Source organism: Streptomyces spinoverrucosus, assembly GCF_006539505.1.
In the GTDB taxonomy this organism is placed as follows: domain Bacteria; phylum Actinomycetota; class Actinomycetes; order Streptomycetales; family Streptomycetaceae; genus Streptomyces; species Streptomyces spinoverrucosus.
Genome location: NZ_BJND01000098.1, coordinates 1 through 22,544, shown reverse-complemented (window position 1 = coordinate 22,544; position 22,544 = coordinate 1). Strand labels below are relative to the sequence as shown.

Below are 22,544 nucleotides of genomic sequence, written 5' to 3'. Positions count from 1 at the left end.
ACATGGGAGCCGGCCCCTGGGTGACGACACCCCGAATCGAATGTCGTCAATCTCCGCGGCCGTCCTCACTCTGGAGCAGCAGCGCTGAAAGAGCTCACTGACCGGGCTGAGCAACCCCAAGCTCATCCGCCGGTGCTCCGAGCTGGAGGCCGTGGACGGGATCGGCCCGGCAGCGGCGGCCCGGCACACACTCCGGCTGCTGGCCCGACGGATCCAGCATCTCACCGAAGAGATCAACGACCTCACCGCGCGGATCACCACCGCCATCGCCGCCCGTGCACCGAAAATCCTGGAGCACTACGGCGTCGGCCCGGACACCGCTGCCGCGTTGCTCATAACGGCCGGTGATAACCCACAACGGATGGGCAGCGAAGCATCCTTCGCCGCACTCTGCGGCGTCAGCCCGGTGGAGGCATCCTCCGGCAAGACCCAACGCCGCAGGCTCAACTCAACCGCGGCGGCGACCGCCAGGCCAACTCCGCGCTCTACACCATCGTCCTGGCCCGCCTGCGCTGGGATACCCGCACGCGCGACTACGTGAAGCGACGCATCAGCGAGGGCAAGACCCGCCGAGAAGCCATCCGCTGCCTGAAACGGTACATCGCACGAGAGATCTACCAGACGATCACCCGCCAACCGCGGTGACACCAGCACCAGCCGCTTGACATCCATAGGGGCATCAGCCGGGCACTCAACCTGCCCAGACCCCGAAAACCCCCACCAACACTCACCACAAAGGGCCCCTCATCAAGCTGACGGACCCTCATGAACGATCGAGGCTAATACAGCCTGCCGGATCGCCTGCTGTCCAACCCCGTCGAGAATCCGGTGCTCACCGACCCGCCTCTCCACCGCCTTGAACAAGACCCGGAACACTGCCGCGGCATCCTCGCGAGTCCGGCCCGCCACCAGCCCCCGCCCCGCAGCCGAACGGCCTCCAGCGCCGACGGCGACAACTGCCGTGCATCCCCGACCAGTTCACTCACACCGGGATCAATAACCCAGAACACCCACCGCTTCGGATCAATAGGGAGCTCTTTTGTTGCGCCCGCTCCTCAGCGACAGATCCGTGGGGCGAACCGACTTCATCCGGCCGCCCCACGGGATATTGGAGGAGTTGCTATTAACCGATGTCGTCGCGAAGGAGCCAGCTGTCAGGTTCAGCAAGGAGCCACTTCTGGTGGTCTCCTCCATTACAGGACCAAACCGCGACATCGTCGCCATCTCTAGATGTGCCGCCGAAGACCTCAAGGCACTTGCTGTTCATGGCGCTGACAATTTGGAAGGCGGTCCCGGACGCCTTGACGCGCCAGCGCTGGTTCGAGCCACCCGTGCAGGAGTATTGAATTACGGGAGTACCATCACCGGATTCTGCCTCATAGATGTCCAAGCATTTACCCGATGCGGAATTGACGATCTGGAAGGTGCCGTTGCCGTTGCGCCGGAATATCCATTCCTGAGAGAACTCATCGCTGGCAGGCCTGATCTCGACCCTAGCGAGGTCCTGTTGGGACCGATTTTCCACGTCCAGCATCTTCGAGCTCGCCTTCCCCTTGACTTCATACTTACAAGGGGCGTAGCCAGGCTTCCAGTATCCGTCCACCTTCCCGTTGCTCAATTTGATGGGTGACCGCGCCTGCAGGCCATCCGACCCATCCTCCGGGTAGTAGAAAATGCGACCAGGTTGCAGCCATGACCAGCCACCGGTGTCACCCTTCATATAGCCGTTGGACACCCATTCCTGGGGATAGAACTCCAGCCACCCCACCTGACCCGGGGGAACAGTCAGCGTCTCGGCTTGGGATGTGGCCGTGGACTCGCTGACTTGCGTGCTCCTGCCATCGTGCCATGTTTTGGAAATACTGAAGTTCAGGGCGGCTGTGGGAATCGCCACCTGGCCATCAGGGCCTGTCTTTCCGCCGCTCGTGCTTGCCGTTCCACCGCCGCCGACTTGGAGAGTCTCGTCATGCGTCGTTGTAAGCGTAGTCCCGACAGTCACCGTTTCCGTGATTGTCTGCGTCAGGTCCCTGGTGCCATCAGGGATGCAGTTATTAAGGATGTGGCTACCCCGGATAGGGTCACCCGTTTCTTCGTATTGCTTCAGCGCATGGAACCAGCAGCGGTCGTCGTAAGCCGCCGCGCACCCCAACTCTCCGAGGAAAGTCTCGGGCCCCCACGATTCGGGCGTTTCGGGGAACTCCGGAATCGAGAGGCTGAAATCTTCAGGCAACTCCCATGAGGGGAGTTCCATCCAGGGTTCACACTTCTTGTCCTTTCCATCATTTTTGACGACCCATACCGACGAAACTCTGTCATTGTAGACGAAGTTGTCGAGCATATTGTCGTCAGTCGTCCAGGCGCTGATATATTCGCACCCGCCCTTGTAGTCGAAGTCTTCGTAGATGATTATGTCCTGCATTCCAGTGGACAGGGACGACACAGCGTCGTTACCCACAGGCAGGGAGCTGATGTTGGGTATGGACTTCGTGATTTCCGAGCAACGGCCAGACCGATTCCCGTCCGAGCAAAGCTTTGCCGGCCACTCCAAGGCCGCTGCCGTACCGGCGGGCAGCCATACCAGCATCAGCACGGCGCCGAGACCGAGCGCAACCCAGCTCATTACCTTGTCTGCGATTTTGTGTCCTCTACGTTTCATCCTGGGATCCCTTCCGTGTTCGATGGGAAAGTGGCAACGCAGGAAGGAGTTCTGGGCAGTCATAACCTCAAGACAAGCCGATCTCGCGATGCACGCCCGGGTGGATAACAGCATGTGGCGAGGGCGGAACGCACTGGGGAGTTCCCCTGGGTCTTGGCGAGGGCTTCGATGCAGTCGCGGGACGTCCGGTTCGTTACGATCTGCCAGTTAAATGCTGATCCGGGAACGAGACAGGCACGGGCTCCCAAGATCATGGAGTTCTCTACGCCCCGTGATCCGAGTGGAAGACCGTGCCTGCCGACGCATCATCGCCCCCTGGGACCCCGACCAGGCACCGCCGGAAGAACCGCGGCACGAACCTGCGGCCCCGATCCCTCCGAGGCCACCTTCCTGCTCACCCACCCCGCACTGACCGGCATGACCCGCGAGCAGTTCGAGCAGCTCGTCGTCCGGCTCGAACCCTGCCGACAGTGGTCGCCAAGGCCGAGCGTCAGAGCGCGGGCAGGGACCGCCGCGGCCGCAACCCCGGCTTCGGCATCCTCGACCACCGCCACCGGGTCCTGGCCGCCGTCCTCAGCAGCCGCAACACCCTCACCCTGACTCTCGCAGGCCAACTGATCGGCCGGGACCGCAACACCCTGAGCTACCACGCCCACCGGACCAGGCCACTACTGGCTTTCACCGGCCCTGAGCTCACCCCGCTCCTCACCCGCCGGCCCCATCCACCCCGAACCCTCGAAGCCCTGAACCGTGTGATCGAACAGCACGACAGCGAGATCAACTCAGGCAATAGTTGAGTGACGGCTCCTCACCAGCGCGTCTCCCCGGCGAAATACTTCGCCGCCCGGCGCAGATCTCGCGTTCCTCCTCCAGTTCGCGGACCTTCTTGCGCAGGGCCGCGTTCTCCGCCTCCAGCGGCGTGGGCGGCTCGGCGGGCGCCTCCGCCCGGCGTCCCCGTGGCCGGCTTGCTCCGGCCGCCCGGACCCAGTTCCGCAAGTCTCCGGGTTCACATCCAGATCAGCGGCGACCGACCTGATCGTCGCTTCCGGCCGCGACTCGTACAACGCGACCGCGTCCGCCTTGAACTCCGGCGGATAGTGCTTCATGACCACGGGACATCCGTTCTCCTGGACTCAAGATCCAAGTGTCTCGGGTGTCCAAGATCCGGGGTCAAGCCCCCGACGCGGTCACCACGGCATTGACCTCTACCGCCGGATTTAACGAACTACCGGCAGCCAGACGTTCGCGAACGGCTGGACTGCGGCGGCCCAGTGGATCCCTGCCTTGCGTGGGTGCGTTCGTTTCCCGGGGCTGGGCACGAATGTCGGCCGCAATTGCCTGGGATGGTCCGAGACCAAAGGAATGTCAGCGCCGGCGGGCCGGGAGCGGATGCACAGCAGGCCCCCCCATCCGCTCCCGGGCGTGCGGTCAGCCTCGTCGGCGCAGCGCGTACACAGTCAGCGCTCCTCCTACGACGGCCAGGCCAGCGAGCGCAGCAGTCATCGCCACGCCGGCGGAGCCTGTGCTTGCCAGGCTGCCAGTGGAGTCAGGCTGTGGCTCCTGGGACGGTTTGGCAGAGGGCGTGCCGGAGACAGTGCTCGTCGGTTCCGGTGAGGGGCTCTCGCCCGGCCCGAAGTCGGCCTGAACCGTTGCCCTTGCGCAGTCCCAGACACAGGGTGAGGGGTCCTCGACGCCGGAGACAACAGTGTTGATCTGGTTCGTGATAGTCCCTGCGGCGTCGACGCGTGCCTCGATCTTCAGAGTGCGGCTCTCCCCTGCGGGCAGGCTCTTGACGGTCCACTGACCGGTGGCGGGATCGTAGGAACCGTCGGAGTCGTCCGAGAGGTGCGTCAGCCCCATGGGCAGACGGTCCTCCACGTGCACCTGCGTGGTGTCGGAGGGGCCTTGGTTGGTGACGGTGATGTCGAAGGTGACGTCGTCGCCCACCTGCATCTCTTCGGTGTTGACGGACTTGTCCACGTCGAGATCGGCGACCTGGCTGACCGTGGTGGTCAGCGATGCCAGGTGGTCGTCACCCGGTTTGCCCTTCCCGGGCTCCGAGTCGGGGTCCGGCGTGGCGGAGCGGGTGATCTGTGCCCTGTGTGTCATCTCCGGCACATTGGCCGGCACAACGCCCGTCAGAGTCAGCTCGGCATCCTGGCCCACGCGCAGCGTGCCCAGGTCCCACACTCCGTCCTTCGCCGTGAAGGCGCCATCGGACGGCGTGGCCTTCTCGAGGGTGAACTCTTCTGGCAGTTCGTCGGTAACCTGCACCTCCCGGGCATCGGAGGGTCCGGCATTGTGCACCGTGACGGTGTAGGTTGCGGTACCGCCTGCCTTGGGCTTGTCGTTGTCGATCCCCATCACAACGGACAGGTCCGCGCTGGCCTCTGCCGACACATCCAAAGTGAGGCTGTCGTTCTCAGGGGCCGGGTCCGCGGTCGACGACGCAGCGCTTGCCTTCACCGTCGCCCCGGAAGAAGGATCATAGTTCGGCGGCACATCGCCTTTGACCGTCATCTCGGCAGTCTGGCCGGCCCTGAGCAACACCAGTTCGCACACCGCCTGGTCCTCCCGCTTCTCGCAGGACGCGCCGTCCATGGTGACAGAGGCTTCGGTGAAAGGGCTGGGGATGTCGCTGGTGAGGATCACATCTATGGCCGGATCGGGCCCGTTGTTGGTGACCGTCACCGTGTACTGCCCCGGCTCGCCGGCCTTCAGCGGCGTCGGCGTCACCACTCCGCTCACGGACAGGTCCGCGGTGGCGAGAGCGGTGTCGGTTTCGTTGGCCATCGCGGTCTGCGCCCCGCCGGTGGGGGTGGTGTAGGAGACATTCGAGCGATGCCGTACCTCGGTGCCGAGGGGTGCGTCCTTGGCCAGTCGCAGTTTGTAGGCGACGGTGCTCTGCTTCTTGGGTTCCAGCTTGCCGCCGGTACTGGATGTAGCTCCCGCGCCGAGGTTGAGGCGGATGTCCTCGCCGTCTACGGAACCGGTGTCGTCATCGGTCCCCTCCGTGACCGGGTGGCCGTCAATCGTCAGCGATCCAGGGACGAACTCAGTGCGGGGCGGCAAGGATTGCGTGAACACGACATCACTGATGGGGCTGTCGCCGACGCTGTTGTCCACGACTGTCGTGTAGAGCAGTTCCTGCCCGCGCTGCGCGCGGTCATCGCTGACCTTGGTCAGCACCGTCGGCGAAGCCTTCGCCCCGAAGAAGACCGAGTCGACGAAGTTGCCTTCGGTAGGGTCAGAAGCACTCTTCGCCGTCAGCGCAATCCGGGTCTTGGTCTGGCCTTCAGGCACGACGTAGGTGCCCTGCCAGTGTCCCCATGCCTTGTTTCCATCCACGATGTCAGGGCCGGACCTGCCCTGCGGGTTCTGGGGCTGCAGTTGATCGTGGTCGGGGGGGCCGATGCGGACCAGCATGGTGTCCTCGCCCAAGCGACCGCGATGGTGCAGGCTCCACACCATCTCCTCACCTGGCTTCGTCTCCACGTCCTGGAACACAGTGGTGGGACCCTTGGCGTTCAGCTCGAGGAACTGATTACCGGTGGCAGAGGGAACCTTGCCTGCATCGCTCGGGAATCCAGTAGCCCAGAGCTCCATTTGCTCGCCCTGCGTCGACATCGACGCATCGACCGACGACCAGCCAGGAATCTCATCGAGATAACGATTGGTAGCAAGGGGAATGGACGGCTCCTCAAACCCGCCATTGACCAGTCGCCCCGATGGATGGGGGGAGTCGGTGGTGGTGCCGGTCGCCTCGGCGATGCCCAAAGCACCAGGCAGAATCAAGCCCGCGGCCAGCGCTCCAGCGAGCGCAGCTACCGTCTTTCGCCTAAGCCAGAAGGGGCGAGAGTGACGTCTAGGCATACGTGACATCCTGAGTTCGAAAGGTGGACCCGACTGATACATCCCGGCCAGAGAACGCTGACGTCGCCAGAGGCCGAGAAGCCAGCCACCTCGGGGAGCACGGAAACCCGGACTCCGCAGCAGGTAGTGATCAGCGGGTGGTGAGCACGGCTAAGACTCCCGTTAACCCTCCCCGCAGCCACAGAACTGCGAGGGATGCCGGACAGGCAACATTCCGGGCACCTGGCCGGCAAGCTCACGCCCTGAGCTGCCCTTTTCAGCGGTGAGTCTCCAGGGTGGGGATGGCTTTGGTGATTGACGTGAGTTGTTCGGGCTGAGTCCGGCTTTGCGGAGGATGCGCCAGGTCTTGATTCGGGCGATGGCCCGCTCGACGGGGTGCCGAAGGCGGGCGTGTGCCCGGTTGACGGACTCGGCTTTGACGGTGAGGGCTTTGCCGGGCGTCGTCGGGTGGGCACGGCGACGCTGTCGCCGGCGCCCTGGTAGCCCTTGTCCGCGAGGACGGGAATGCCCAGGCGGATGCAGGTGGCGATGATCAGGTGCCGGCGGGCCTCGGTGAGGTCGTGGGCGCGTCCTGGCAGCGGCGGGGAGATCCACACCAGTGTTCCGTCCGGAGCGGTCACGACCTGCAGGTTCATCCCGTGCCGGCGATGCTTGCCGGAGCAGTCGGCCCGGCTGTCGCCGACCCGGTCGCACCGAGAGTGCCACCGAGCAACACGTAGCGGGCGTTTGCTGCCCTCAAGGCCGCGGTCAAGCCCGGTGCCCCGGCCGCCAGGACAGTGGCCACCGCGTGCACGCAGGCGTGAGCCGTGCCCAACGCTGATCGAGAACCGCAGCGATCTGCTCGAGAGTGTCGCTCTTGCGCAGGTACACCAGGGCGACCAGCGCTCTCCGTGATGGTGGGAGCTAGCACCGCCGATCATCCTCGCGGGTGACGATCAGCATCGTGACCCACTCCACGAGTGCATGCGGAACATCGAGTGCGGCACGATATGAAACCAACGAGGCCCCCGGACTGTGGTGTTGAGACTTCAGACATCTCGCTCAACAGACCGAGGGCCTCGCCGTCACGGGAACGGCTTCGTCACCCGATCAGTGGCCAACTTGAAAGGGCTCAGCGCGTGTCGCACCCCCTCTGCGCGACGCACGCACAGGCGGTGTCCCGTCCGCCGCTTGTGACACCGGCGGCGCCGCCCAGGAGCGCGCGGCCGCCACGGATCGATATAAGTTGCATATCCCCCAGAAGGGATCAGTCTTGATCGTTGCCTGTCTGATCAGTCGTTTAGGAGCGTTTGGGATGTCTCCTTAATCCACTCGGTTCTCGCCAGGGCGGCCGCTAGTGTGCCGCGAGCCCGTGACAGCGGGGGCGGGACGGCTGCCGGACTGATACACCGTGAAGCGCTTCAACGGCCCCCGCTGGCCGGCCGTCAGGGAGACTGTGTCCATGGCCCTGGGGCAAGCCCGGGGTGTTGCGCGGGTCCAGGCTCTGCTGCGGTGCGTGCTGGTGGTGCTGCTGATCGTCGAGGCGTCCGTCTTCCCCGACCGGGAGAACGTGGCCGCGGGGAACGCGCTGATCGCCTCCTACGCCGTGTGGTCGGTCCTGCGGCTGCGGGCCGTATGGCGGGGGCGGGCACGCCCGCGGCTCCTCCGGCGGTGCTGATCGTCGAAACCTGAGCGTCCTCGTGGGGCTTGTGCTGCTCACCCGTGGGTTCCCCATCCCCGTTACCTCACTGGCCTTGATCGACGACGCGTTCTTCGTGGTGGCCATGATGGCCTCGTTCCAGCTGCAGCCCAGGCCACCATCGCGGTGATGACGCTCACCGCCTCGGTGTACCTCGGCCGCCACCGGTGGAGGAGCTGGGCCGCGGGATCTGCTGCCCGCACTGATGCACACCGTGTTCCTCGTCACCGTGGGCATGGCCTGTGCACTGACCTCCTGGGTCCACCGGGCCCGGGTGAAGACCATCGCCGACCTCGTCAAGGACCGCTCCCAGCTCCTCATCGAAGTCCTCAACGTCGAGGAGCGTGAGCGTGGCGCACTGGCCGAAGCGCTCCACGACAACGCCCTGCAGAGCGTTCTCGCCGCGCGCCAGGACATCGAGGACGCCCGCGTAGTGGACCAGCCGGCACACGGCTGGACCGGGCCGAGCGCACCCTCACCGACGCCGCCCGCCAGATGCGCTCCGTCGTCTCGGAGCTGCATCCCTCGGTGCTGGAGCACGTCGGGCTGGCCGGTGCTGTGCGGGCCGCCGCCCACGCCGCCGGTGAGCGCGGCGGGCTGAGCGTCGACGTCCACTGCGAGGAGGGTCTGCGCCATCCTCAGGAGCAGCTGGTCTTCACCGCCGCCCGAGAGCTTTTGACCAACGTGGTCAAGCACGCCGCAGCACGCCACGTGACCGTGCGCCTGACCGGTCACGCCGGCGGCCTGCGGCTGGAGATCACCGACGACGGGCGGGGAATCAAGCCCGCCTCCGCGGAGAGGGCCCCTGCCGCCGGACACATCGGCCTCGCCTCCCAGCGCATCCGCATCGAAAGCGCCGGAGGAACCCTCACCCTCACCCCCGCCACGCCCTGCGGCACCAGGGCCCTCGTCGACCTTCCCCCGCCGGCCCTGTGACGCCGCGCGCGCATCCGGAGCGGTCCGTCCCCCCTGCGCCCCATACCGAAAGGGACGGGCCCTGTGCGCAGGCGGCGAGGAGGTCGAGCAGGCCCACACAAGTACGCTGCCCCACAACAGGGAGGCGACGACGGTCGGGCCGGGCCCGCGTAGCCGACGGCCGGGCGGCGGCCGGGGTCCGGTCCTGCAGAGGACGGCGTTGGTGACGATCCCGACCGGCCAGGTGCCGGACACAAACCAACCGAGCACCGACGCCGCCGGCGCGATCGCGGCCCCATCGGCAGCACCAACCGCCCCAAACCGGGGCCCGACGCCGGTACCGGCAGCGGCAAGCGCCTGCAAATCGCACGCAGGACCAGTGGATGCACAGGCAGCGCACACAGCCCCACCCCGTGGGGAAGGAACCACCAGCCCACCCCGGAGCGGGTGACCCTCACCCTACGAGCATTACCCGTCGGCCGAGAATCCTCGCCGCTCAAGTCGCTCGGAGGAGGTCGACGGCGTTGCCCGGACGCGCACGCCTGACGCCCTCAATTCTGACTGCGGCCGATTGCAGACGCCCCTGCTCCGGCCGTACCTACTGGACGGGGGAATATTCACTCTAGAGTGAATATTCCCCCGTCCAGTAGGTACGGCCTAGGGATCTTCCCCAGGGTCTCGGCAGGATCCGATACCTAAAGTCAACGGCATGTACGTGACAGCACCTCTCGGAAGGCACAGGGCAACGACGGCACTGTCGCGAACCGCCGGGCGCAGCAGTGCTCTTGCCGTGGGAGATGGAGGTCCCTTGGGGCGTGGCCGACTGCACTGCGGCAGAACATCGGCGTCGTTCCTGCCGGTGAGCGGGGCCCTCACGGCAGTGCGGTTCACCGAGGCAGCCCTGTGACGGCTGTCGGCAGGTGAACGACCCCATGCGCAGATGAGCCGGTCATCCCCGGCTAAGTCCTGGGCCGACCTCCGACATCGCAAAGTGCCGGTCTCAGGGCCTACACCGCCATGCCCGCTCGGCCGGCCCTGTGCAGGGCGACGTTGTGTCGATTCCGAAACCGAAAGCAGGTAGTCCGCTGTGAAACTGGCATCGTCGGCTCTCCTCGTGCTCGTCGCCGCTTTGCACGTGTACTTCCTCGTGCTGGAGATGTTCCTGTGGCAGGGACCGAAGGGGCGCGCTCTGTCCCGGATGGATGGGGAGATGGCTCTGGCGACGGCCCCGCTCGCCGCCAACCAGGGGCTGTACAACGGCTTCCTGGCCGCCGGGCTTATATGGGGGCTGATCGCGCCGGGTTCGGCCGGACTCCACTTCAAGATCTTCTTTCTGGTGTGTGTTATGGCGGCAGGTCTCTACGGAGCAGCCACCGTCAACCGGCGTATCCTCCTGGTCCAGTTCGCACCAGCAGCGGTCGCGCTGGCGCTGGTTCTCCTCACCCGCTGACACTCCCCCTGCCCGCACCGGGTACGAGCCCCGGCATGCGCCGCCCCGAGCACAGCGTCCAGCAACTGCGATGCGCGGACCGCGTTCACCGTGACCGTTGGCGGGCGGCTCCGTGTCGCAGACGCCCGCGATGCGCGGGCTGCGGGTGGCAGCGGTCAAGCGGCCGGCCCCGCTGCATCCGGTGGCGGCCGGCGCCAGCGCCCTGCGCGCCGGGGCGCAGCCGCGCAGGGTACGTCCCTGCGGGGTGGCCTTCCGAGGCGGTCACCTCGGCGGCAGCCGGCCGGCGGCTGAGAGCACCCGGTGCCCGCCAGTGGAAGCGCAACGCGAGAAGCCGCAGCAGCAAGGCCGTGATCGCCGCAAGGCCGCCGGTGACGGCGTTGAGCGCATCGATGCGGATACACAGCACGGCGATCGCGGCGCCGACGACAGCCGTGACGGCGCCGAGGCCGCGGTGCCGGGCAGGACCGCGGTGACCTCGTTGGCGAGTACGTCGCGCAGGACACCGCCGCCGACGGCGGTGACAACACCGAGGGCGGCGCAGGAAGCGAGGCCGAGGCCGTACTCGTGCGCCTTGATGGTCCCCGTAACGCACAGCAGCCCGAGGCCCGCGGCGTCGGCCACGTTGGCCAGCCGGTGGCCGCGGCCGGTCTGGGCCACCGGCTGGCGGGTCATCGTCCACGCCCCGGACCGTGACGTGGTCCATGCCGCCAGGGGGCCGCAGTGCGGGAATGCCCGACCCGGGGCAAGCCGAAGATCCCAGAAATGACGAACAAGCATCCGCGCCGGCCGCGCCGGCATCCTGGCTCCACCGCCAGGACGCCGAGCCGGCTCTCGGCGCGCGGGTACTTCCAGGGCCCGTTGCACTACGACGTCGTGTTGATGCAGGCGGCGCGCGGTCTGTGCAAGAGTTCGGCCGGGAGAGCGCGCGGCCATCGCGCCCCCTGGTTCGGGTCGGCGACCGGGTGACCGGCTGATGCGGTGGTCAGCCGCGCAGACCACCTGTCGGGGGAGGGTGCGCGCGGGATCGCCCCTGCAGTGTGGAGTGCACGCGCCGTTCCTGCCGGATGCAGGTGGGACGTGTGTGATGCCGCATCGCGTGCGGGTGGTGTGCCCAGGGTGGGCGAGCGGTGCAGGCTCCCCGTCGGCTGGGCGCTCGGGCGGGCCGGTCAGGGCCTGGCCTGCGTGCGGGCCCGGGCCGGCCCGGTTCCAGGTGGTCGGCCGGCCCGCGGGGTCGCCGTCCACCTGCCCTATCAGTGCTGGAGTTGTCGTGATCGCCCTGTCCTTGCAAGAGATCTCCCGGTTCGTCGGGGGTGAGTTGTGCGATGTTCCTGATGCCCGCGTGGTCGTCAACGGGCCTGTCGTGGTCGACTCCCGGCACGCCGCGCCGGGTTCGCTGTTCGTCGCGGTGCGTGGGGCGCGCACCGACGGGCACCGATTCGCCCACGCGGCCGTCTCGGCGGGTGCGACAGCCGTGCTGGCCGAGCACCCGGTGGGCGCGCCGGCCATTGTTGTGCCCGATGCACGGCGGGCACTGGGGGAGCTGGCGCGTCACGTGCTGGCCCGGCTGCACCGGCCGACGGTGATCGCCGTGACCGGCTCGGCGGGAAAGACCGGCACCAAGGATCTGCTGGCTCAGGTGCTGGCCGCGCAGGATGTCACCGCAGCCGCCCCGTCGTCGTACAACAATGAGATCGGCCTGCCGCTGAGCGTGCTGCGCGCCGATGAACACACCCGGTTCCTGGTGCTGGAGATGGCGGCGCGCGCTGCCGGGGATATCGCGTATCTGACGTCGATCGCCCCGCCCGACGTGGGTGTGGTCACCAACGTCGGCACAGCGCACATCGGTGCGTTCGGCGGCAAGGAGGCCATCTGCGCCGCCAAGAGCGAGCTCGTCGCGGCGCTGCCGGGGCATGGTCTTGCGGTGCTGAACGCCGATGACGATGCGGTCATGTCCATGCGCCGCGGGACGGCGGCCGGGGTGATGACGTTCGGCCTGGACGGCGGCGACGTGCGGGCGACGGCCGTCGAGGTGGACGCATGCGGCCGGCCGTCGTTCACCTTGCACCACCAGGGGGAGAAGGCCCGGATCCGGCTGCGTCTGCACGGTGCTCATCATGTCGCCAACGCGGCGGCGGCCGCAGCCGCCGCGATGGGTGTGGGCATGGCACTGAGCGATGTCGCCGAAGCCCTCTGCCGGGCGCGGCGGCTGACGCCCGGACGGATGCAGGTCCTTGAACGGGCGGATGACGTGGTGGTCATCAACGACGCCTTCAACGCCAATCCCGACTCGATGGCAGCCGCTTTGGCCGCCCTGGCGTCCATGGCCGGCGGCCGCCGCGCCGTCGCCGTGCTGGGTGAGATGCGGGAACTGGGTGAGCAGTCGTCCCGCCACCATCTCGAACTCGGCCACCGCGCGGCCCGGGCAGGCGTCAGTGACGTGATCGCGGTCGGCGAGGGCGACGCCACGCTGATCCGGCAGGGGGCCGCCGCGGCCGGCGCTAGGGCCACCTGGGTGCCCGACCGCGACGCCGCGCTCACCCTGCTGATCACTTACGTCAAAGGCGGGGACGTGGTGCTGCTCAAGGGATCCCACGCCGTCGGCCTGGAGGACACGGCGCTGCAACTGGCCGCAGCGGGCCCAAGCGGCCCCAGCCGGTGAACCCGCGCCCCCCGCGGAGGGGGCGGGTTCACCGTCCGCACACCCCGCACCGGGCTTCGGCGCACCTCATCCACGGATCGCACAAGGACGGAATTCCATGCATCCCGACGCATCTGCCGCCGCTGCCCGCCGGTGCCAGGAGGCCAGGGGCATCCCTGTCCCCGGCACCGTCAGCCAACGCCTGTCGGACACCACCGGACAGCCTGCCCGTCCCGCGCTCGCCCGGGCCGTGGTCGACCTGGCCGCGATCGCGCACAACACACGGCTGTTGGCCCAGCACGCCCGGGGCGAGCTGATGGCGGTGGTCAAAGCCGACGGCTTCGGCCACGGCGCGGTGCAGGTGGCACGCCACGCCCTCGCCCACGGCGCGAGCTGGCTCGGGGTGGCGTGCGTCGCCGAGGCACTGGCACTGCGCACCGCCGGAATCACCCAACCGGTGCTGGCCTGGCTGTATCTGACGCGAGAGGAGATCGAGGCCGCCCTCGCGGCAGCCGTTGATCTGTCGGTGGCCTGTGTGGGCCAGCTGCGGCAGGTCGCCGCCGCAGCCGAAGCAACCGGCATTCCGGCCCGCATCCACCTCAAGATCGACACGGGGCTGCGCCGCGGCGGTGCCGAGGCCGCTGACTGGCCTCAGCTCATCTGCGTGGCCCGTGGTTTCGAACAACGCGGCCTGCTCGACGTCCACGGCGTATGGTCCCACCTCATCCACGCCGACCGGCCCACACACCCCGACACCGCCGGGCAGATCCGCGCCTTCGACACGGCCGTGGCGCAGGCCGAAGACGCCGGGCTGCGCCCCGCACTGCGCCACCTCGCCAACTCCGCCGCCGCGCTGGACGCGCCTGTGACGCACTACGACCTGGCCCGCGCCGGACTGGGGCTGTACGGGATCGAACCGGTGACAGGGGCGGGTTTCGGGCTCCGTCCGGCGCTGACCCTGCACACCCGGGTACTGATGACCCGCGGGGTGGCGGCCGGGAAGGGCGTCTGCTACGGGCACGACTACACCACGCCCGCCGCGACCACCCTGGCGCTGGTGCCCGTCGGCTTCGCAGACGGGCTGCCCAGGGCCGCCTCCCCCGGAGCCCGAATGTGGCTGGCCGGTGAGCGCCGCCCGGTGGTCGGCCGGATTGCCATGGATCAGTGCGTCCTCGACGCCGGCGCCGCAGCCGCAGTGGGAACAGGAGATGAGGTCATCGTCTTCGGCCCCGGACACCACGGCGAACCCACCGTGAAGGACTGGGCGAGATGGGCCGGTACCAGCCCCCACGAAATCCTCACCGGGATCGGCCCACGGGTGCTGCGCCACTATCAGGAAGCCCCCCACACCCCGCACCACCTCTTGGAAGGACGCACGCCTTGAATCACCGGCAACGAACCAGGATCGCGGTCCTCTTCGGCGGGCCCAGCACCGAGCACGACGTCTCCTGCAGCTCCGCGGCAGGCATCATCACCCACCTGGACCGCTCCCGCTACCAGGTGCAGCCGGTACGCATCAGCCGCGACCGCCGATGGGCCATCGGGCCGGTGGACACCCCCGAAGGCGTCTACACCCCCGACGACCTTCTCCGGCTCACCCCCGCCCCCGCCCTCACCCGGCCGGTCACCGACCTCATGAGCGCATCGGCCGCGCTCGCCTGTGCCGATGTGGTCTTCCCCGCCCTGCACGGCCCCTACGGCGAGGACGGCACCGTTCAAGCCCTGCTGGAGGTGCTGCGTGTGCCCTACGTGGGCAGCGGCATCGCCGCCAGCGCCGCTGCCATGGACAAGGACGTCACCAAACGCCTCCTGGCCGCCGACCAACTGCCGGTGGTGCCATGGGCCCTGCTCAAGCACCCCGCCTGCACCCTTGAGAAGGCCGACCGTGAGCGTCTGGGCCTTCCCGTGTTCGTCAAACCGGCCCGCTCCGGCTCCAGCATCGGCGTGACCCGCGTCGATGACTGGGACAGCCTGCCGGCAGCCCTGTCCCGCGCACGCCGCGCCGACCCCAAGGTCCTGGTCGAAAAGGCCGTAATCGGCCGCGAAATCGACATCGCCGTGCTGCAGCAGCCCGACGGATCCCTCACAGCCGGCCCACCCCTGGAAATCCAGGTCCGCGGCCATCAGCAGTTCTTCGACTTCGACGCCAAATACCGTGACAACACCACCCGCTTCGCCATCCCCGCACCACTGGACGACACCCTCACCCACAGGCTCCAGTCACTCGCCCTGACCGCGTTCGACTCCCTCGGCTGCTTTGGCCTGGCCCGCGTCGACTTCCTCCTCGACCAAACCGAACCCCTGATCAACGAGGTCAACACCCTGCCCGGATTCACCGAAGCCTCGCAGTACCCGCAGATCTGGGCCGCCACCCAACTGCCCTACCCAAAGCTCCTCGACACCCTCATCACCAGCGCCCTCGGCCGCCCAGCACCAAGCAGAGCCGCCGCGTAAGCGCCCGCACACCCCGGCATGTGCGCCCACCAAACCCGGCACGGCACAGCACACCGACCGGTCAGCCGCCTCCAGCGACCCCGCCCTGCCGAACAACTCCGACCAGACGCAAGAGACACCGGACCGCCATGAGCACAGCCGACCAGCCCCCTCGCCACGCCGCCCACCACCCAGCCCAGCCAGGGACAGCACCATGCCGCCCGGCCCGGCCTCAGCCGACAGCCAGCCCACTGGTGAAGGCAACACTCCGCGGGCGCCTGCGCATCATCACCACAGTGGCGGCCGCAGTGCTGTGCCTCATCGTGATCGCACTGACTTTCTGGCTGGCAACCACCCCGGCCACCGCCATGACCGGCGCTGTGTCCATCAAACGGACACTGCCCGGCACCGCCGCACCCCCCACATGGCCGGCCACCGGACAAGCCTCCCTCACCATCGACGGCTACGGGACCCAGTCCTCACCTCACCAGGCACCCATTCCCACCGCCAGCACGGCCAAGATCATGACCGCGTACCTCCTGCTGCGCCGCCATCCCCTCCAACCAGGACAACAAGGGCCCACCTTCACCATCTCCGCCGAGGAAGCGGCCCGCTACCACTCCCGTCTGGCGAACTCCGAGTCCGTAGCCCCCGTACAGGCGGGCCAGCGCATCACCGAGCGCCAGGCCCTCCAGGCCCTCATGTCCATGTCCGCGAACAACATCGCCGACGAGATAGCCCGCTGGTGTGCCCCCACACGCACCGCGTTCCTCACCGAGATGGACCGCACCGCACACCAGCTGGGCATGAAGTCCACCTTCTACACCGACCCCAGCGGCCTGAATCCCACCACCGTCAGCACCGCCGCAGACCAGGTCAAACTCCTCGGCGCCGCCCTCCGCCTGCCCGAGTTCGCGACCATCGCCGCATCCTCCTACACCGATTTCCGGGGCACCACACACCACAACACCAGTCCCCTGCTCGGCCAGGACGGTGTGTTCATGGGCAAGACCGGCACCACCAGCGAGGCAGGAAAGAACCTCGTCTTCGCCGCACACCGCTACATCGCCGGCCGGAGCCGACTGGTCATCGGCGCCGTCATGGCCCAGCCCGCCTCCGACCCGGCCGCCCCGGCTGCGGCCGCCCGCAGTCTGCTGTCCGCAGCCGACCACAGCCTCGTCACAGCCCCCATCGTCCGCACAGGCGAGATCCTCGCCCGCCTCGACCAGCGATGGGGACCCAGCATCCCCCTCGCCGCCGCCGGCGAGCTGAAGGCAACCGGACGGCCCGGCACCACCGCCACCATAACGGTCACACCCCACACGACCATCCCCAGCGGCACCGCCGGCGGCACCCCCACCGCCCGGGCCACCATCACCGGCACCACCACAGCAATCACACTCACCCCGACCCGCCCCCTCGACCACACCTGGTACCCATTCTCCCCCGCCCCCCGCCTGATACCGGCAACGAAGAACTGAGCGGGCGTGTCCAGTCAACGGCTGATCTTGGTTGTTGAGGGTCAGTGGCTGGTGGTGGGGGGTCAGGCGGCCTTCGAAGGCGATCTGGAACGCGTTCAGCGGTGCCTTCCAGCGCATCGTCCAGCGGCGCCGGCCCTTGCCAGTCGGGTCCAGGCTCATCAGCGCCATGTAGACGCACTTCAACGCGGCGCCCTCGGACGGGAAATGGCCCCGGGCCTCACGGCCTTGCGGATGCGGGCGTTCACGCTCTCGATCGCGTTGGTGCTGCAGAGGACCTTGCGGATCTCGACATCGAAGGAGAGGAAGGGCACCATTTCGGCCCAGGCGTCGGACCACAGCTTGATCACGGCCGGATACTTGGTGCCCCACTTCTCGGAGAACTCCAGGAACCGTTCGGTCGCCGCGGCCTCGCTCGGGGCGGTGTAGACGGGCTTCAGATCCTCGGCAACCTTGTCCCAGTCCTGCCGGGCTGCGTAGCGGATACTGTTCCGAATGAGGTGAAATATGCAGGTCTGCACCACAGTTCGGGGCCAGACGGTCTCGACCGCGCCGGGCAGACTGTTCAGGCCGTCGCAGACGAGCATGAGGACGTCCTCGACGCCGCGGTTGCGGAGCTCGGTGAAGACCTGGAGCCAGTGCTTGGCGCCCTCACCGCCGTCGCCCGCCCAGATCCCGAGGATGTCGCGGGTGCCCTCGACCGTGACCGCCATGGCAACGTAGATCGGACGGTTAGCGACCTGGCCGTCGCGGATCTTGGTTCTGTCGATGATCTTGTGATTCGGTGGGTTGGGACTCATCGTGTGAGCAGAACGCGTTTGCGAAGGAGATCGAGGCTGGCACGGCCGAACATCTGCCGTTTCAGCATTTTCAGTTGGTTGATGTTGCCCTCGACGGCGCCGGAGCTGTGAGGCAGGGACAGGCCGTTGCGGACGGCGTCGAAGTCGCGGCGGAGGTTGCGCGCGAAGCCAGCAAGCGGAACCAGGCTGTCCCGTTCGACGTCGGTGATCCAGTCTTCGAGGCGGTCGCCGTGGCGGCCGGTCATCATTGCGGCGAACTTCCTGATGTGAAGTGTGAGCCGGTCGAGTTCGGGGTCGCGCTCACGCAGCCGGTGCAGCTTGTCGGCGTCCTCGTCCCGCAGATGCTCGGGGTGGGTCATGATCCAGGAGGTCACCTCGCGGACCGACAGAGGCTTGGGTCGCGGTTCGGGTGCGTGTCCGAGCCTGGTCCGGGAGCGCCGCAGGTGGCGCTGGACGGCCAGCTCGCCGCTCGGATAGCCGAGTTCTTGGATCTCCCGGTAGAGCTGGGCGGCGTTTCGGATGCCTTCGTTCCAGCGCCGGTGCAGGTGGCCGACGTATGGGTCGACGATATGTGCTCGCTGCAGGCTCTTGGCGACGACATCGTCGGCGGAGCGAGCGCTCACCAGCTTGCGGACGGTCGCCTGATGCAATCCGAGTTTCCGGCCGATCGCCGCCTTTGACATCCCCTGTCCCCACAGCTCATGGGCGGCGGCGTGCTGCTCACGCAGCCGGGCCACGATCTTCAGTTCTTTCGGGGGCTGCACCACCTCGGGCTCCGCCGCGGGAGTGTCGTGGCTGCTGGTCCGTGCTGGAGGCGGTTTGGCCAGGCGGGAGCGATGGGCGTTGACCGTCTTCTCGACCGCCTGGCCGAGGTTGGCCCACAGGTGAGAGCGATCCGCGACCTGTTCGGCCTGCGGCGCCCCGATCCGAGCGCCCTCCCCGTATCCGCTGGAACGGTCCCGGCAGATGACCTTCACCTCGGAGTGATTGCGGAGCCAGGCAGCCAGGTCCTCCCCATCGCGGCCGTCGTAGAGGTGCACCGGCCGGTGGGTGGCCATGTCGATCAATACCGTGCCGTAGTGGCGGCCCTTGCGGAAGGCGAAGTCGTCGACACCGAGGACCTCCACCTCGCCGATATCCGGCTCGGGCAGGGACCTGACCAGCCGCAACAGCGTGTCCCTGCCTATGGTGAGGCCGACCGAGGCCGCCAGTCGGGCCCCTGCCCGGCCGGCCAGGGCCAGCCCGATCTGCGTCAACACCTCGCGTAGCAGCGGGGTATGCCGACTGTGCGGGATGGTCAGTCCCACGACCTGCTCGGCGAACGTCACCGCCGTGCAGGCAGGGTTCTCGCAGCGGAAGCGGCGAACACATAACTCGATCACGACACCGAGCCCGCCCGCGGCGACATCACGCAGCCTGCGTACGTACCGACCGTGCACCCGGGCCGACCTCGTACCGCACCGACACGATCCAGTCGTCGCTCGCACCCGCGTTCTCAGCACTACCTGGTCCGGCCGCCGCTCGACCCCGTCGATCAGCAACGCGGACAGGTACGGAAACAGCTCCAGGAGCACATCATGAGAGCACGCAATGCATGATCGCGAACAGGCGGCGCAATGTACTCAGCCGTCCGGATCACAAGATCGTCGACAGAACCCGGATCTTCACGTTGATGGCGTCCACGAAGACGACCGGGTAGACGCGATCCAGCGGGCGTGACTGCCATTCGGCCATGCCCTCCATCACCGCATCGGTGATCGTGGAGATGGTCTGCTTGGACACCTGAGCCCCGTACACCTCGGCCAGATGCGCTGATATCTCCCCGTGAGTGAGGCCCTTCGCGGACAGGGACAGCACCATCTCGTCGACACCCGTCAGACGCCGCTGGCGTTTCTTGACGATCTGCGGCTCGAAGGTGCCGGCCACATCCCTCGGCACCTTGACCTCGACCGGTCCGACGTCGGTCAGCACAGTCTTCGCCCGCGTGCCGTTGCGGAAGTTGCCGCTGTTCCGGCCCGCTGCGTCGTGCTTGCCATAGCCGACATGGTCGGTGATCTCGCCCTCCAGGGCGGACTCCAGCACCCGCTTCGTCAGCTGCTGCAGCAGCCCGCCCTCCCCGGTCAGCTCCAGTCCATCGTTCCGGGCACGGTCGACCAGCATCGCGATCAACTGCTCGTCCGACACCGCCTCCGCAGGCGACTCGACGACCGGCTCCTCGACGGCCTCGTGCTCGGTGATGGTCTCGCTCATCAGGCGTCTCCTTGATCATCGGATCCGCCGTCTATCGGACACTCCCCCGACGCGCCACCGGTCGCGCCTCCGCGGGCCTGTGGAGGCGCGCACGGCACGCAGCGCCCCCTGCCGGCCCCCTGCAGGTGTCGCCGACGTCCGCGAGGGGTGATCTCCGCACAGCGACTCATCAGGGACGTGCGGGATCCGGCGGTCCATGCAGGACAGCACCGGCCCGCAGGGCCCGCCGGTGCCACGCCCTCACAGACGGCGGCCGTGGCACCGCGTGCGGCACACGGCGGCGCCGCACGCCGTCCGTCCCCGACGGTTCACAGACCACCACCCGCTGCCCCCAACCCTTCCAGGCCACCCGGGGCGCGCGGCACACCGCTGCGGTTGCGCCGTGCCGCCACTGAAGGAATGCATCCGGCGCGGCGAAGAAGGATCGTCAGGATGCCGGATGTCATGGCCGACGACACCGGGGAACCTCGCGCGCGATTCGAACCGGCGATCAGAACAAGCGGGGGGGCAACAACGTGGTCGAGGTCCGGCGGCGCCGCCGGCCGGAGGTGATGCACCGTGCCACGCCCCTGCGGCCCTCGACGACGCAGGCGCGCGCCAGTACACCCACCTGCGGCACATCCGGGCATGTGCCGCAGCCACGCGGCCGCCAGTGCGGCCGAGGCCCGGACGTCCCCGAGGGCAGGTCCGCCCCTCGCGATGCCGCCGTGCCCACCGCAGCCGCGGGCGGCCGCCCGCAGACCCACATCGGCGACGTATCATCCCAAAAAGCCCATTTCGATCATTATGTATGCACTCGATGTCCGGGACGTTTGGTGATGTCTCCTTCCTTCGCTCGGTTCCTGCCGGGGCTGCCCCCGCGCCGAGGCCGTCGCGCTGTCGGAGGCAGCCCGGCCGCGGCAGCCGCGGGGGGCTGCTCGGGCGCTGCACCTGCCGCCATGGGCACGCCCCGGGCCACAGTGCGCATGCGGTGTCCGTCGCACAGGTCCGCGCCGACGGGCCCGGGCCCCGGGGCTGATACGCCATGAAGCACCACTACGGCCGCAGGACGGCCGTTGCGGCGGCTGTGCCCGCGGCCCTGGGACACCCCCAGGGCGTTGCGCGGGTCCAGTCGGTACTCAGATGCGCGCTGGTCGTGCTCCTGGTCGTCGAGGCCTCCGTCTTCCCCGACCGGCACAACGTCGCCGCCGGGAACGCACTGATCGCCGCCTACGGCGTGTGGTCGGTGCTGCGGCTGCGGGCGGTGTGGCGGGAACAGACACATCCCCGGCTGATCTGGGCAGTGCTCATCGTCGACCTGGCCGTGCTCGTCGGGCTCGTGGTACTCACCCGCGGATTCCCCGTCCCGGAGACCTCGCTGGCCCTGATCGACGACGCCTTCTTCGTGGTCGCCATGATGGCCTCGTTCCAACTGCAGCCCAGGACCACCATCGCGCTGATGACGCTCACCGCCTCGGTGTATCTCGCCGCCGCCACCGGCGCCGGCGCAGGCCCGCGCAGCCTGCTGGCCGCCCTGATGCACACCCTGTTCCTCGTCACCGTGGGCATGGCCTGTGCCCTGACGTCCTGGGTCCACCGGGCCCGCGTCCAGACCATCAACACCCTGGTCAAAGACCGCTCCCAGCTGCTCATCGAAGTCCTCAACGTCGAAGAACGCGAACGCAGCACACTGGCCGAAGCACTCCACGACAACGCCCTGCAAAGCGTCCTGGCCGCACGCCAGGACATCGAGGACGCCCGCGCGGCGACGTCCCCGGCAGAGTCCCTGGAACGCGCCGAACGGACCCTCACCGACGCCGCCCGCCAGATGCGCTCCGTCGCCGCAGAGCTGCACCCCGCGGTACTGGAAAACCTCGGGCTGGCCGGAGCGGTACGTGCTGCCGCCCACGCCGCCGCAGAGCGCGGCGCCTTCAGCGTCGACGTCCAGTGCAAGGAGGGCCTCCACCACCCCCAGCAGCAGCTGGTCTTCACAGCCGCCCGGGAACTGCTGACCAACGTGGTCAAGCACGCCGCAGCTCAGCACGTCACCGTGCATCTGACCGGCCACGCGGGCAGCATCCTCCTGGAGATCACCGACGACGGGCGGGGCATCACACACAGCGCCGTCCAGGCAGCCCCCGCCGCCGGACACATCGGACTCGCCTCCCAGCGCATCCGGATCGAAAACGCCGACGGAACCCTCACCCTCACCCCCGCCACACCCCACGGCACCAGAGCCGTGCTCGAACTACCCCCACCAGCCCTATAGGCGACGGCACACACCCCGAGGCAGTCCCCGCACCGGCGTGCCCGCCACCGCAACCCGCCCACCCGCACCCGGCAAAACAGCCCAGCGCGGTCCACGGGCAGCGGCACTCACTGAGCTCTTTCAGT

12 protein-coding genes and 6 pseudogenes are annotated in these 22,544 nt (G+C 68.1%); 11 read left to right on the top strand and 7 right to left on the bottom strand.

What is annotated here, in order from left to right; all coding sequences use genetic code 11:
- Positions 1-88: 88 nt before the first annotated feature.
- Positions 89-645: pseudogene (locus tag SSP24_RS39455) on the top strand (transposase); the annotation flags it as partial.
- Between the two features lie 478 nt (positions 646-1,123).
- Here the strand turns inward: SSP24_RS39455 and SSP24_RS39445 are convergent.
- A complete protein-coding gene (locus SSP24_RS39445) occupies positions 1,124-2,656 on the bottom strand; it encodes an RICIN domain-containing protein (protein ID WP_167529839.1) in 1,533 nt (510 codons plus the stop codon).
- Between the two features lie 307 nt (positions 2,657-2,963).
- Between SSP24_RS39445 and SSP24_RS39440 the strand changes: the two are divergent.
- Positions 2,964-3,453, top strand: a pseudogene (locus SSP24_RS39440) (ISAzo13 family transposase); the annotation flags it as partial.
- 631 nt (positions 3,454-4,084) lie between these two features.
- Here SSP24_RS39440 and SSP24_RS39435 read toward each other — a convergent pair.
- Positions 4,085-6,433 carry a DUF11 domain-containing protein gene (locus SSP24_RS39435; protein WP_167529838.1) on the bottom strand — a complete coding sequence of 783 codons (2,349 nt, stop codon included), beginning with the start codon at positions 6,431-6,433 and terminating at the stop codon, positions 4,085-4,087.
- Between the two features lie 352 nt (positions 6,434-6,785).
- Positions 6,786-7,528 (bottom strand): annotated as a pseudogene (locus SSP24_RS39430) (transposase family protein).
- Positions 7,529-7,970: 442 nt separating this feature from the next.
- On the opposite strand from SSP24_RS39430, the gene SSP24_RS39425 reads away from it, so the two are divergent.
- The 4 genes from SSP24_RS39425 to SSP24_RS39415 all read left to right on the top strand — a co-directional run bounded on the left by SSP24_RS39425 (position 7,971) and on the right by SSP24_RS39415 (position 10,572).
- Positions 7,971-8,186, top strand: coding sequence for a hypothetical protein (locus SSP24_RS39425; protein WP_141315602.1), 216 nt, complete (start codon positions 7,971-7,973; stop codon positions 8,184-8,186).
- Between the two features lie 226 nt (positions 8,187-8,412).
- Entirely contained in the window at positions 8,413-8,808 is a 396-nt protein-coding gene (locus SSP24_RS43250) for a sensor histidine kinase (RefSeq protein ID WP_167529837.1), read from the top strand.
- Complete coding sequence (locus tag SSP24_RS39420) at positions 8,736-9,143, top strand: sensor histidine kinase (protein WP_167529836.1); 408 nt, start codon at positions 8,736-8,738, stop codon at positions 9,141-9,143. Before SSP24_RS43250 ends, SSP24_RS39420 begins: the two co-directional genes overlap by 73 nt.
- Before the next feature lie 1,066 nt (positions 9,144-10,209).
- On the top strand, positions 10,210-10,572 hold the full coding sequence (locus tag SSP24_RS39415; RefSeq protein WP_141315598.1) for a DUF1304 domain-containing protein: 363 nt from the start codon (positions 10,210-10,212) through the stop codon (positions 10,570-10,572).
- 265 nt (positions 10,573-10,837) lie between these two features.
- Here SSP24_RS39415 and SSP24_RS44630 read toward each other — a convergent pair.
- Positions 10,838-11,196 (bottom strand): annotated as a pseudogene (locus tag SSP24_RS44630) (TRIC cation channel family protein); the annotation flags it as partial.
- A 643-nt stretch (positions 11,197-11,839) separates the two neighbouring features.
- On the opposite strand from SSP24_RS44630, the gene SSP24_RS39405 reads away from it, so the two are divergent.
- From SSP24_RS39405 to SSP24_RS39390, 4 genes are all read left to right on the top strand, one after another.
- Complete coding sequence (locus SSP24_RS39405; RefSeq protein WP_141315612.1) at positions 11,840-13,231, top strand: UDP-N-acetylmuramoyl-tripeptide--D-alanyl-D-alanine ligase; 1,392 nt, start codon at positions 11,840-11,842, stop codon at positions 13,229-13,231.
- Positions 13,232-13,328: 97 nt separating this feature from the next.
- Positions 13,329-14,594 carry an alanine racemase gene (gene alr, locus SSP24_RS39400; RefSeq protein ID WP_141315596.1) on the top strand — a complete coding sequence of 422 codons (1,266 nt, stop codon included), beginning with the start codon at positions 13,329-13,331 and terminating at the stop codon, positions 14,592-14,594.
- Positions 14,591-15,664, top strand: coding sequence for a D-alanine--D-alanine ligase family protein (locus tag SSP24_RS39395; RefSeq protein ID WP_229866325.1), 1,074 nt, complete (start codon positions 14,591-14,593; stop codon positions 15,662-15,664). The genes alr and SSP24_RS39395 overlap by 4 nt, the downstream gene beginning before the upstream one ends.
- Positions 15,665-15,939: 275 nt before the next feature.
- Positions 15,940-17,124, top strand: a complete 1,185-nt coding sequence (locus SSP24_RS39390) for a D-alanyl-D-alanine carboxypeptidase family protein (protein ID WP_167529835.1) — start codon at positions 15,940-15,942, stop codon at positions 17,122-17,124.
- Positions 17,125-17,190: 66 nt separating this feature from the next.
- On the opposite strand, the pseudogene SSP24_RS39385 reads toward SSP24_RS39390, so the two are convergent.
- The 3 genes and pseudogenes from SSP24_RS39385 to SSP24_RS39375 all read right to left on the bottom strand — a co-directional run.
- A pseudogene (locus SSP24_RS39385) lies at positions 17,191-17,879 on the bottom strand (IS256 family transposase); the annotation flags it as partial.
- Positions 17,880-17,917: 38 nt separating this feature from the next.
- The gene (locus tag SSP24_RS39380) at positions 17,918-19,408 is read right to left on the bottom strand and encodes an ISL3 family transposase (RefSeq protein ID WP_141315610.1); all 1,491 of its coding nucleotides are present in this window, start codon (positions 19,406-19,408) and stop codon (positions 17,918-17,920) included.
- A gap of 169 nt (positions 19,409-19,577) precedes the next feature.
- A pseudogene (locus SSP24_RS39375) lies at positions 19,578-20,081 on the bottom strand (transposase); the annotation flags it as partial.
- A gap of 1,114 nt (positions 20,082-21,195) precedes the next feature.
- Here SSP24_RS39375 and SSP24_RS39370 point away from each other — a divergent pair.
- The gene (locus tag SSP24_RS39370; RefSeq protein WP_141315590.1) at positions 21,196-22,419 is read left to right on the top strand and encodes a sensor histidine kinase; all 1,224 of its coding nucleotides are present in this window, start codon (positions 21,196-21,198) and stop codon (positions 22,417-22,419) included.
- Positions 22,420-22,544: the final 125 nt, after the last annotated feature.

Excerpts from the sequence above, each read along its gene's own strand:
- alr (WP_141315596.1), top strand. The coding sequence starts at position 13,329 with ATGCATCCCGACGCATCTGCCGCCGCTGCCCGCCGGTGCCAGGAGGCC.
- SSP24_RS43250 (WP_167529837.1), top strand. The coding sequence starts at position 8,413 with ATGCACACCGTGTTCCTCGTCACCGTGGGCATGGCCTGTGCACTGACC.
- SSP24_RS39425 (WP_141315602.1), top strand. The coding sequence starts at position 7,971 with ATGGCCCTGGGGCAAGCCCGGGGTGTTGCGCGGGTCCAGGCTCTGCTG.
- SSP24_RS39370 (WP_141315590.1), top strand. The coding sequence starts at position 21,196 with ATGAAGCACCACTACGGCCGCAGGACGGCCGTTGCGGCGGCTGTGCCC.
- SSP24_RS39445 (WP_167529839.1), bottom strand. The coding sequence starts at position 2,656 with ATGAAACGTAGAGGACACAAAATCGCAGACAAGGTAATGAGCTGGGTT.